The following is a 10,286-nucleotide window of genomic DNA, read 5'->3' on the forward strand; positions in this document are numbered from 1 at the left end:
CGGCCAGCCTGGAGAAAGGTGACCCCAACCACGGGAAATGACGTTTTTTCGCGTCTGCAGGCCGCTTTCCGCATCATCTTCGCGGTATCAGTCTACGATTCTGTAAGACCGGTCGCCATGGAGTGTGGCCGCGACACAAGAACCACATGAAAAACGCAAGAGAGAGCCATCCATGAAGACCGTCGCAGAACTGTTGAAACTCAAGGGTAGCCAGCGCCAGGAGGTTTATACCGTCCGCAACGATCACACCGTGTTCGAGGCACTGATCAAGATGGCCGAGAAAAACGTCGGTGCCCTGCCGGTGGTCAACGAGAGTGGCCAGGTGGTCGGCATCATCAGTGAACGCGACTATGCCCGCAAAGTAATCCTGCACGGGTTGAGTTCGGTCACGACCAAGGTCAGCGAAATCATGAATGCCCCGGTGATCACCGTCGATACGCACCAGAAGGTCGAGGGCTGCATGGCCATCATGACGGAAAAGCACCTGCGCCACCTGCCGGTGGTGGAAGACGGCCGACTGATCGGACTGCTCTCGATCGGCGACCTGGTCAAGGAAGCCATTGCCGAACAGGCCAACCTGATCAATCAGTTGGAACAGTATATCCGCGGCGAATGACGCCGCGTCCCTTTACTTCGATACCGATGCCGATCACCCCACTGATCGGCATCGCCATGAAGCAGATACCCTGCAAATCCCCCGCATGAATATTTCAAAAATATTGCCCAGGCACCCGAAAACGCAGGGCAAATCGCACTTCCAAATTTTTCACAACACTTTCACTTCGCGCCCACCTGCTCCTCTTTAAATTCCCATTATCGTTATCGGTATCGCTGTAGGCCGCCTGATCACGACTGTCATTTGCCGGGGCGATGCCCTTCCTAGTTGTCAGACCAGCCAATGGGTGAATCCGTGGTTATCCTTAGTGCCGTTCAGTCAGTGCCGCCGCAGCCCCTCAAGCCCCGCGTCAAGTCAACCCTGCTGGCGATCGGCATGACCCTGGTAGCCTTGATGGCAACCGGCTTTGTCCTGTGGCCCAAGTCGCCCCTCGACCTGGCAGTGCGCGACCATATGCACAGCGCTGGCCTCTACGCCCAATGGAAAACCGGGGATGTCATCGTGCTGGTGCGCCATGCCGAGCGGTGCGATCGCTCAAGCAACCCATGCCTGGGCCCAGAAGATGGCATCACCCAACTGGGCAATCGCTCCGCAGCGGATGTCGGCAAGGCCTTCCAGCAAGTCGGCATGAACAACACCGACGTGCTGAGCAGTCCGACCACCCGTACCGTACAGACTGCCGAAGCGATGTTCGGCAAGAGCGCAATAACGGCAGACTGGCTGGTGAGCTGCGGAGCGGCGCTGGGCCAGGATGCTCTCGCCCACAAGGCCGCGCATCGCAACCTGGTCCTGGTAACCCACAGCGGCTGCATCGATGACCTTGAGAAACAGCTGGGTTATCGACATGTCCCCAAGAGCGAATACACCAGCTCCGTGTTCGTTTCGGTGGGGGCCGACGGCCAGTTGAAAATGTTGGGAATCCTGAATGCCGAGGACTGGCAGACGGCGCTCAGCATGAAAATATGAACGACCTGTAACGGCGCTTTGCAATTTTAAACATCACGACCATGGAACATGGCCGTCAGTTGAATGCATCTTGCTTCACCCGTTTCCGTTGAAGCCCCGCTCGCTGCCAGATCCATCCCCTATCGCCTTTGCCGCTCACGGGCTCAAGTCCTCTCGCGCACTTGAGCCCGCGAGGGCAGGCGTGTGCCTGGGACTTGCAGCGTTACCGGGCGAACAACCGCAATCGCGAATCCCGGTCAAACCCTTGTGGCGGTAGGCACCGCTAAGGCCGAATCATGAACGCTCACATGCCATACCTCTCCCCCGCGACGCTCAAGCGCTGGTCGATACCGGCGCTGATCCTCGCCTTCGGGCTGTTCTACCTGCTGCCGATGCTGTTTCACGGTCTGTGGATTCCCGACGAGACCCGCTACGCCCAGATCAGCCAGGAGATGCTCCTGAGCGGCAACTGGACCTCTGCGCACTTCATGGGCCTGCGTTATTTCGAGAAACCCATCGCTGGCTACTGGATGATTGCCATCGGCCAGGCGATCTTCGGCGAGAACCTGTTCGGCGTACGCATCGCCTCGGCGGTCAGTACCGGGCTCAGCATCCTGCTGACCTACCTGATCGCCCGCCGCCTGTGGAACGATCCACGCAAGAGCTTCGCCTCGGCGCTGCTGTTCATGAGTTTCGGCCTCGTCGCCGGACAGGCCGGCTACGCCAACCTCGATCCCCAGTTCACCCTGTGGTCGAACCTCAGCCTGGTCGCCTTCTGGTTCGCGACCGACAACCAGCCACGCAGCCACCGCCTGTCGGCCTGGGCCGTGCTGGGCCTGGCCTGCGGCATGGGTTTCCTGACCAAGGGTTTCCTGGCTCTGCTGCTGCCGGTGCTGATCGCCCTGCCCTACATGCTCTGGCAACGACGCCTGGGTGAGTTGCTGCGCTGCGGCCCGATCGCGGTCGTGGTCGCGGTGGCCGTCGCGCTGCCCTGGGTGTTGGCCGTCAACGCCCAGGAACCCGACTACTGGAATTTCTTCTTCTGGCACGAGCACATCCAGCGCTTTGCCGGCAACAACGCCCAGCACGCCCAGCCGTGGTGGTTCTACCTGCCATTGCTGGTGGTGTCGTGCCTGCCATGGTCGGTATTGCTGGTGCCGACCTTCAAGCAGGCCTGGCAGGAAAGACGCCAGGCAGGCATCGGTTTCCTGTGGTTGTGGTTCGCCCTGCCACTGGTATTTTTCAGCCTGAGCCGAGGCAAGCTGCCCACCTACATCATGCCTTGCCTACTGCCTTTGGCACTGATGATGGGCAATGCGCTGATCGACCGGGTCACCCGCGCCGAGGGTCGTGCACTGCGCCTCAACGGCGTGCTCAACCTGACTCTCGGGGTGGTGGCACTGGTGGTGCTGATCGTGCTGCGGACGACCCGCTCCGTCTATGCCAACAGCCATGCCGAGGTCTTCAGCCTGTCGCTGGTGTTCATCATGCTGATGGTCTGGATCATCACCAACGCATTGCAGGTCCTGCGTCCTGTAGCGTTCTGGGCTATGCCGGCACTGGGCATCGCCCTGCTGGTGACCCTGCTGCCAGCCGGCATGCCGGCCAGCGTGGTGAGCAACAAGATGCCTGACCAGTTCATCGCCGAGCACCTGGACGAGCTGCGCCAGACCAATCGCCTGCTGAGCAACGAACTGGGGACCGCCGCGGCACTGTCCTGGCGCCTGCAACGCCCCCAGGTCGATTTGTTCAACACCGCTGGCGAACTGAAATATGGTCTGGATTACCCTGATGCGCAGGGGCGCCAGGTCACGCTCGAAAACATCGGGCAGTGGATGAGCCAAGCACGCAGACAGGGTTCGGTAGGAGTCGTCATGCGCGTCAAGGGCACTGCGGAAATGGAAGAAATCGGGCTACTGCCACCCGATGGCAAACGCTACAGGAAAGGCGACAGCGAGATCCTCATCTTCCCACAGACGCAACCATGAGCCTGGGCTACTGGACGACCGACAGAGGCGCCCTGACACTGCTGTTGGGCGTCTCGGCACTGCTGCACCCGCTGGGCCTGGGCTCGCGTGGCCACCGCCTGGTGGTACTGGCGCGGCCCGGATGACACGCGCCTGGGGCGCTACACGGTGTTTTTCCTGATACTGGCCCTGACCTCCCAGCCCAAGAGCCTGATCGGCTTCGTCCTGCCGGGTTTGGTGCTGCCGCCGCCCCTGAAGGCCGCTGGAAACGCCATTTCAATCCACGACTGCTGATTGCCCTCGCGCTCTATGCCGTACCTTTCGTACTGTCGAACCTATACGGTTCGCCGACCTACGGGGAAAGCGGGCTGGCTCTGGTACTCAGGGAAATGTCGTCCGTTTCTTCGACACCTTCGACCACATGGGATTGCTGGCAGCCTGGCGGGTGACCCGGCGCCTGGATGAGAAGCGCGCCGCCGGCAAGGCCTGCGGCCGTCGCCGGGCCCCGACACGAACGCTGATCGTCACCAGCTTCAAGGCCGGTGACCGCCTGCGGCAGAACTACCAGGCAGCCGATCATGACGTCGTGGTGACCCAACCCACCCATCGCGCGCGCCTGGCCCACAACCGCGAGGATGGTCGTGTGGCATACCTCCCCCGCTGGAAATCGAGGGGCGCCCCCACTAGCGAATCGAGCGGCGGTGCACGAACCTGCGGATTCACATAGAGTGGGGGCTCCCGAGGCGACTCGGAGCCCCATTCATTTTTTGCAAGGATCGCCACTGATGAAGCCCAGCGTGCACCCCTGCCCGGTGCCCCCCGACTCATCCATCAACCGTTTCCTGCCCAATGCCGATTTCATCGATAGCCAGTGCATCAGCGATGATCGCCTCGACCGCACGGCGCTGCGCCATGCCCTGAACATGATGTCGACGACACCGGCCTGGATCGACGGGCTGATGCAGTTGCGCAACCGTATCGTAGGGCTGTTCGGGCTCAAGGACCTCGGACGCCTGACCCGTATCGACCTGTCGCGAGCGGACGCCGACTACCGGGAAAACGATCGCGTGGGAATCTTCACGCTGATTTCCAATCAGCCGGATGAGGTGATGCTGGCCGACTGCGACAAGCACCTCGACGTCTACCTGACCCTGCATCGCTCGCCGGTCACGGCGCAGAGAACGCGCACCCTGACGCTGTCGACGGTGGTCCACACGCACAATCTGCTGGGCCGCCTGTACATGCTGCCGGTGGCGCCGTTTCACCGGCTGATCGTGCCCATCACCCTGAGAAACGCCAGCCGCCACTGAACCCGCGACACCCCCGACGCACAGACCGCACGCCAGGGGCCAGTCTTCAATAGCCCAGCGACAGGCCAGTATTGCGCCGTGGGTCATTGGCACCGTAGAAGCGGTTCTTGCCCACCGGCTTGCCATCGAGCGACGGTGCGCCGACCAGGATCGCCGCCAGGTGGTTCAGCGGCTGCGGCCCGGCGAACTTGTGCCCCCAGCCTTCGAGGATCTTCTGCGTATCGGGGCTCACGGCATAGGTCTCGAGATTGGTCTCCTCCGGCAGCCATTGCTGGTGGAACCGCGGGGCATCCACCGCTTCCTGAATGTTCATCCTGTAGTCGATGACATTGAGGATGGTCAGCAGGGTCGCGGTGATGATCCGGCTGCCGCCCGGCGTGCCGACCACCATGACCGTCTTGCCGTCCTTGGTGACGATGGTCGGACTCATCGACGACAGCGGCGTCTTGCCGGGCGCGATGGCGTTCGCCTCGCCCTGCACCAGGCCGTACATGTTCGGCACGCCGACCTTGGCGGTGAAGTCATCCATTTCGTCGTTGAGGATGACCCCGGTCCTGCTCGCCATCACCCCGGCACCGAACCAGTCGTTGAGGGTGTAGGTCACCGACACCGCGTTGCCCCATTGATCGACGATCGAGTAATGAGTGGTGTTGTTGCCTTCATGAGGCGCCACGCCCGGCTTCAGATCCTTGGAGAGCCCCGCCTTGTGCGGATCGATCGCGGCCCGCAGCTTCTCGGCATAGGCCTTGTCCAGCAGGTGCGCCACCGGGTTCTTGACGAAATCGGGATCGCCCAGGTAGCTGTTGCGATCGACATAGGCGTGACGCATGGCCTCGATCTGGTAGTGCAGCCCCTGGGCCGAGTGGTAGCCCAGTTGCTCCATCGGATAGCCTTCGAGGATATTCAGAATCTCGCAGATCACCACGCCGCCGGAGCTGGGCGGCGGCGCCGAGACGATGTGGTAGCCGCGATAGTCGCACTCGATGGGGGCCAGCTCGCGGGTCTTGTAGTTGTCGAGATCGGCCTGGGTGATGATGCCCTTGCCGGCCTGGCTCGAGTCGACGATGGCCTTGGCGACCCAGCCCTTGTAGAAGCCGTCGCTGCCCTTTTCGGAAATCTCCCGCAGGGTTTTCGCCAGGTCCTTCTGCACCAGTTTCTCGCCGACCTGCATCGGCTCGCCCTTGCTCAGGAAGATCGCGCCGGAATCGTGGATGTCCTTCTTGAACTCATCGGTGGCGGTGTGAAGCAGGTCGATGTCGCCCTGCTCCAGCACGAAACCTTCTTCAGCCAGCTTGATGGCCGGGGCGATCACTTCGGCGCGCTTTTTCGTGCCGTATTTTTCCAGCGCCAGTTCCATGCCCGAAACCGTGCCGGGCACGGCGACCGCCAGGTGCCCTTTCGAACTCAGGTCAGGGATGACGTTGCCGTCCTTGTCCAGGTACATGTTGGCCGTGGCCGCCAGCGGCGCCTTTTCGCGGAAGTCGAGGAAGGTCTTGCGGCCATCGGCCAATTGCACGGTCATGAAACCGCCACCACCGAGGTTGCCGGCCGCCGGGTAGACCACCGCCAGGGCGTAGCCGACCGCCACTGCGGCATCCACCGCATTGCCGCCGGCCTTGAGTACATCGACACCGACATGGGTGGCCAGGTGCTGCGCGGTGACGACCATGCCGTTCTCCCCGGCGACCGGTGCCTGGGATGCGGCATGAACAGGATTAACAGCCAGAATCAGCGCCGTCGCCAGCAGCGTACGCGCAAGGGGTTCGAATTTCATGAGCCGATTTCTCTTTTTCTTATTTGCTGGAAACGCAGACTCCTGTCTGCGCGGGCCTTTACCAAGGTAGTCGCTGAGGCACGATTCACCTAGTGCCAATGACCGAGTTTTTTGCAGGACCGGTTACATTTCCGTAACATTCCCCGCCTTTCATAGACGCCTCGCTCGCCCCCGCTGGCCCCTACCTCAGGTACACCATGAAACCCGCCCGCCTACGCGCTGATGTCCTGGCCGGACTCACCACCTCTTTCGCCCTGGTGCCCGAGTGCATCGCCTTTGCCCTGGTCGCCCATCTCAACCCGCTGATGGGCCTGTACGGTGCGTTCATCATCTGTACCCTCACCGCCTTGTTCGGTGGTCGACCGGGCATGATCTCCGGTGCCGCCGGCTCGATGGCCGTGGTGATCGTCGCCCTGGTGGTGCAACACGGCGTGCAGTACCTGCTGGCGACCGTGCTGCTGGGTGGCCTGATCATGGTCGCCTTCGGCCTGCTGCGCCTGGGCAAGCTGGTGCGGATGGTGCCGCACTCGGTGATGCTCGGCTTCGTCAACGGGCTGGCGATCATCATCGCGCTGGCACAACTGGAGCAGTTCAAGGATGGCGAACACTGGATCAGTGGTGAACCGCTGGCCATGATGCTCGGGCTGGTGGCACTGACCATGGCGATCGTCTACCTGCTGCCGCGCCTGAGCCGCGCCGTACCGCCGGCACTGGTGGCGATCCTCGGCGTCGGCCTGCTGGTCTACCTGTGCGGCCTGCCAACCCGCACCCTGGGCGACATGGCCCATATCGCCGGCGGCCTGCCGCTGCCAGCGCTGCCGAAAGTGCCATGGAACCTGGAAACCCTGCAGGTCATCGCCCCCTATGCGGTGCTGATGGCCCTGGTCGGTCTGCTGGAAACCCTGCTGACCCTCAATCTCACCGACGAAATCACCGAGACCCGCAGCTACCCGGACCGCGAATGCACGGCGCTGGGCCTGGCCAACATGGTCTCCGGCCTGTTCGGTGGCATGGGCGGCTGCGCGATGATCGGCCAGACCGTGATCAACCTCAGCTCCGGTGGCCGTGGCCGGCTGTCCGGGGTGGTGGCCGGCGTGATGGTCCTGCTGTTTGTGCTGTTCCTGTCGCCGCTGATCGAACGCATCCCACTGGCCGCGCTGGTGGGGGTGATGTTCGTGGTGTCCCAGCAGACCTTCGCCTGGGCCTCCTTGCGGGCACTGAACAAGGTGCCGTTGAACGATGTGCTGGTGATCGTCGCGGTCACGGTGATCACGGTGTTTACCGACCTGGCGACGGCGGTGCTGTGCGGGATCGTCATCGCCGCGCTGAACTTCGCCTGGCAGCACGCCCGCGAACTGTACGCCGATACCCACGACGAACCCGACGGCAGCAAGCTGTACCGCCTGCACGGCACGCTGTTCTTCGCCTCGACCACGCCCTTCCAGAACCTCTTCGACCCGGCCAACGACCCACAGAACGTGGTATTGGACTGCCGCCATCTGAGCTTTGTCGACTACTCGGCGATCGCCGCCCTGAAAAGCCTGCGGGATCGTTATGCCAAATCCGGCAAGCACCTGCGGGTCGAACACCTGTCCGAGCGCTGCAAGCAATTGCTCAAGCGGGCCGGAGTGCAGCACGGATAGACGCCTGACATCGGGTCAATCGCCGCGGCGTTTATTCGCTCAGGCCCGACCCACGAAGTGGCTGACAACAAGCGGAATCATGGCTGGGAAAAATCGGGACAAGACTGACAACCCTGAAGGCGACTCACCTGCACAATCTGCGAAGACGGAAACAGCCTGCCCGGCTGTCGGTTTCCATCGGCCATCACCGATGGAAGAAGCGCCATGGAACAAGGAATGTCAGGATGAAAGCCCTTCTATTGATGATCGCCGGCCTGCCCCTGGTCGCCTGCGGCAGCGACACCCCGCCAACCGCCAACGCGGTGCTGGACGCCCTGAAAGCCAACGGGGTGCCCTTCGGGGCCGTGAGCTACCCGCAGCGCAAGCCCCTGAGCCTGCTGCCCAACACCTACAAGGAACGGGTGGAAGTGGTATTTCCGAGCATCGCGCCCAAGGGTGGCCAATTCTTCGTCTGCGAAACCCGGGAATACTGCGACCACCTGCAGGAGCACTTTCATGCCTTGAGGGCCCTGGCTGGCCCCCATGTCTACCGCTCGAAAAGCGGCCGGGTCCTGGCCCAGCTCTACAGCACGCTGGAGCAGCCGGTCGCTAATCAGATCCGTGCCGCCATCGAGGAGTTGTAGAACGAACTCAGTTCCGGGAGTCGCCGGCGCGGCCGCGCCAGACCAGTGCCGGAATGGCACGAACATAGATCAATTCGCCCACCAGCTCGACCAGGGTCTGAGTGATCACGGCCGCAGCTGCCAGGTTGCGGATCTCCTCGGGCAAGGCCAGGGCCAGCGGCAGCACCACCAGCGAATTGCGCGTCGAGGCACTGAAGACCACGGCACGGGCTGCACTCGCCGGCAGTCGGTACAGGCGCGCGGCCAGGGCACCCGCCAACGGCGCCAGCAGCAGGAAACCGAGATACACCGGCAGCAGCGGTGCAAGCTGCTCGATATCGCGCACCACCCCGGCGATCTGCGAACCGATCACCGCCACCAGCACCGCGGCCATCGCCGGTACCGGCAGCCAGGCCCAGACATCGCTCCAGAGCGCCACGGCCTGCGAGCGCCGGGCCAGTGCCGAGGTCGTCACGGCCAGCAACAGCGGCGCGACAATCAGCAGCAGAAACGCCTCGGCGAACGGCTCCATCGCTATCACCACCGCAGACTGCCCCCCCAGCATGCAGGCCAGGTAGACCGGCAGCAGTATCAGTTGCAGCAACAGCAGGATCGGGGTCGCCGCCAGGATCCGCCGCGAATCGCCCTGGCCGATGTGGGTGAACACCACCACATAGTCGATGCAGGGCGTGAGCAGGACCAGCAGCGCCCCCAGCAGAATCGCCGGATGCGCCACCAGGCCACGACTCAAGACCCAGGCCAGCAACGGCACCAGCACGAAGTTGGCGAGCAGCAACGCCGACATGAAGCCCTTGCGACCAGGGCTGCGGCGCAAGCCGAGAAAGGGAATCTGCAGGAACATCGCATACATCAGCACCGCGATCGCCGGCGTCACCAGGGCATCGAGGCCCCGGGCGACGCCGGGGGCCATCAGCCCGACCAGTATGGCGATCAGCACCGCGACGAAGTAGAGCGGTATCTGGTTGCGCTCAAGTGTGTCCCGATTCAAGCCACGTCCCCTGCTGCAAAAGCTCGTAAGCCTATGCAACGGCGGGACATTCGTCGAGCGGGAATCACTGGACCGCCACACGGATGCCGAGGCCGATCAGGAACCTGCCGGCGACCTTCTCCGGCACCGTGGCCAGTTTGCGGCTGGAGCGCACCTTTTCCTTTCGGCGAAGCCGTGCGTCAGCAGCACCGGCCCGTCACTTTCAATCCGGCTTTGAAAGCCCATCAAGGAACCGGCCCATTATCAGATGTCTTGCGATACAGCAGATTACCGACCTCGTCGATGCGATCCCGAATCCACTCTGGAGGGTACTCCGGACATGAACATTCCCTGCTTGCAAGCCAGCCAGCGCTCACGACGGCCCGCTTGCCCGTTACCCGCCGGCCCCTGCGCAGAGTGCTGCCCCCCCCCCCCCGGGGG

At 62.9% G+C, this 10,286-nt stretch carries 10 protein-coding genes and 1 pseudogene; 9 read left to right on the top strand and 2 right to left on the bottom strand.

What is annotated here, in order from left to right:
* Nucleotides 1-172 precede the first annotated feature (172 nt).
* The 7 genes and pseudogenes from K675_RS0112665 (at nt 173) to K675_RS0112695 (ending at nt 4,838) form a co-directional block, all read left to right on the top strand.
* A complete protein-coding gene (locus K675_RS0112665) occupies nt 173-616 on the top strand; it encodes a CBS domain-containing protein (protein ID WP_017903889.1) in 444 nt (147 codons plus the stop codon).
* A gap of 282 nt (nt 617-898) precedes the next feature.
* Nucleotides 899-1,582: a histidine phosphatase family protein gene (locus K675_RS0112670; protein ID WP_232434425.1), complete on the top strand. Its 684-nt coding sequence runs from the start codon at nt 899-901 to the stop codon at nt 1,580-1,582.
* 287 nt (nt 1,583-1,869) lie between these two features.
* Nucleotides 1,870-3,549 carry a lipid IV(A) 4-amino-4-deoxy-L-arabinosyltransferase gene (arnT, locus tag K675_RS0112675; protein ID WP_017903891.1) on the top strand — a complete coding sequence of 560 codons (1,680 nt, stop codon included), beginning with the start codon at nt 1,870-1,872 and terminating at the stop codon, nt 3,547-3,549.
* Nucleotides 3,546-3,674, top strand: a complete 129-nt coding sequence (locus K675_RS33905) for a hypothetical protein (protein WP_017903892.1) — start codon at nt 3,546-3,548, stop codon at nt 3,672-3,674. Before arnT ends, K675_RS33905 begins: the two co-directional genes overlap by 4 nt.
* A pseudogene (locus tag K675_RS34150) lies at nt 3,628-3,955 on the top strand (dolichyl-phosphate-mannose--protein mannosyltransferase); the annotation flags it as partial. The gene K675_RS33905 and the pseudogene K675_RS34150, both read left to right, overlap by 47 nt.
* The gene (locus tag K675_RS34155) at nt 3,950-4,255 is read left to right on the top strand and encodes a hypothetical protein (protein WP_017903894.1); all 306 of its coding nucleotides are present in this window, start codon (nt 3,950-3,952) and stop codon (nt 4,253-4,255) included. The pseudogene K675_RS34150 and the gene K675_RS34155, both read left to right, overlap by 6 nt.
* A gap of 58 nt (nt 4,256-4,313) precedes the next feature.
* Nucleotides 4,314-4,838: a DUF2867 domain-containing protein gene (locus tag K675_RS0112695; RefSeq protein ID WP_017903895.1), complete on the top strand. Its 525-nt coding sequence runs from the start codon at nt 4,314-4,316 to the stop codon at nt 4,836-4,838.
* Nucleotides 4,839-4,884: 46 nt separating this feature from the next.
* Here K675_RS0112695 and ggt read toward each other — a convergent pair whose 3' ends face one another.
* Nucleotides 4,885-6,612: a gamma-glutamyltransferase gene (ggt, locus tag K675_RS0112700; RefSeq protein WP_017903896.1), complete on the bottom strand. Its 1,728-nt coding sequence runs from the start codon at nt 6,610-6,612 to the stop codon at nt 4,885-4,887.
* A gap of 197 nt (nt 6,613-6,809) precedes the next feature.
* Between ggt and K675_RS0112705 the strand changes: the two genes are divergently transcribed.
* Nucleotides 6,810-8,255 (top strand): SulP family inorganic anion transporter, encoded by a 1,446-nt coding sequence (locus K675_RS0112705; protein ID WP_017903897.1) that lies wholly within the window; start codon nt 6,810-6,812, stop codon nt 8,253-8,255.
* A 224-nt stretch (nt 8,256-8,479) separates the two neighbouring features.
* A complete protein-coding gene (locus K675_RS0112710) occupies nt 8,480-8,878 on the top strand; it encodes a hypothetical protein (protein WP_020481051.1) in 399 nt (132 codons plus the stop codon).
* Nucleotides 8,879-8,885: 7 nt separating this feature from the next.
* Here K675_RS0112710 and K675_RS0112715 read toward each other — a convergent pair whose 3' ends face one another.
* Nucleotides 8,886-9,866 (bottom strand): arsenic resistance protein, encoded by a 981-nt coding sequence (locus K675_RS0112715; RefSeq protein WP_017903899.1) that lies wholly within the window; start codon nt 9,864-9,866, stop codon nt 8,886-8,888.
* Nucleotides 9,867-10,286: the final 420 nt, after the last annotated feature.

Origin of the sequence: Pseudomonas fuscovaginae SE-1, assembly GCF_000364705.1 — a bacterium.
Classification (GTDB): domain Bacteria; phylum Pseudomonadota; class Gammaproteobacteria; order Pseudomonadales; family Pseudomonadaceae; genus Aquipseudomonas; species Aquipseudomonas fuscovaginae_A.